Here is a 1,221-nt window from a genome sequence, read left to right on the forward strand (position 1 = left end):
TGACCTGTCCCCCAAAAAATGTGCAAGCTTTATTTAGAGAAATCGAATAAAATAAGCACATGGGGGATGAGAAAATGAAAAAATATCCGGAAGAAAAAATCATAGCCATTCTGAAAGAAGTAGAAGCCGGAGCCAAGGTCGCTGAAACCTGTCGTAAATATGGGATCAGCGATGCCACCTATTACAACTGGAAAACGAAGTATGCTGATCTTGAATTATCTGAACTCAAACGCTTACGGGCTCTGGAAGAGGAGAACAACAAACTGAAAAGGATTGTTGCTGACCAGGCATTGGATATTCAAGCATTAAAATATGTGATTGAAAAAAAGTATTAAAGCCCGAGGTCAAGAGAAGAATCGTGAATGACATGCGGAAAAGCTTTGGGCTTTCCATAAATCGCTCATGCAAGCTCTGCAGAATAAGCCGGACAAGCTATAGGTATATAAGCAGACGTACAGATGATGGTCCCATAATAGAAAAGCTTACTGAACTTGCACAGAAAAAACGTCGATATGGCTGCCGAAGACTTCATGAGATTTTACGCCGGGAAGGATTAGTCGTCAATCATAAGAAGACGGAACGGTTATATCGAAAAGCCGGTTTATCCTTAAGGATAAAGAAAAGGAAAAAACTATCCGGTGCACTAAGATTGTCTCTTCCTACGCCCAGCAGAAGCAATCAAATCTGGGCCATGGACTTTGTCTCAGAATCCCTTGCCAGCGGCAGGAGATTCCGCTGTTTAAACATTATTGATCTGTACACCCGGGAATGCATAAGGATAGTCGTTGATTCATCCATAAATGGAGCTAGAGTTGCTAAAACCCTGGATATGTTAAAAGAGCTGCGTGGATTACCGGAGACGATCATTACCGACAATGGAAGTGAATTTACCAGCAAGGCCATGAGCATCTGGACTGGGGCCAATAACGTCAACATAGCCTTTATCCGACCAGGTAAACCAATGGAAAATGGATTTATTGAAAGCTTTAACGGAAAGTTCCGGGACGAGTGTCTCAATGAACAATGGTTCACCAGTCTCAATGACGCTCGGGTAAAGATTGAAGCCTGGCGTGAAGAATATAACGAGCGCCGTCCTCATTCCTCCCTCGGAATGAGGAGTCCTAGAGAATTTGCTCAAGCAACTGAAAACCAACGAGATTCCGTCGCATAAAGTGGATTAACCTCTAAATAGAATTTGCACTGAGTTTGGGGTAAGGTCAC

The 1,221-nt window shown here is 42.9% G+C and carries 1 protein-coding gene; it reads left to right on the forward strand.

What is annotated here, in order from left to right:
* Positions 1 to 74 precede the first annotated feature (74 nt).
* A protein-coding gene (locus tag A7D23_RS04090; protein WP_141690638.1) for an IS3 family transposase occupies positions 75 to 1,171 on the forward strand; the annotation gives its coding sequence in 2 pieces (ribosomal slippage) (positions 75 to 321 and positions 321 to 1,171; 1,098 coding nt in all).
* Positions 1,172 to 1,221: the final 50 nt, after the last annotated feature.

The organism is Dehalobacter sp. TeCB1 (genome assembly GCF_001707455.1).
GTDB lineage: Bacteria > Bacillota > Desulfitobacteriia > Desulfitobacteriales > Syntrophobotulaceae > Dehalobacter > Dehalobacter restrictus.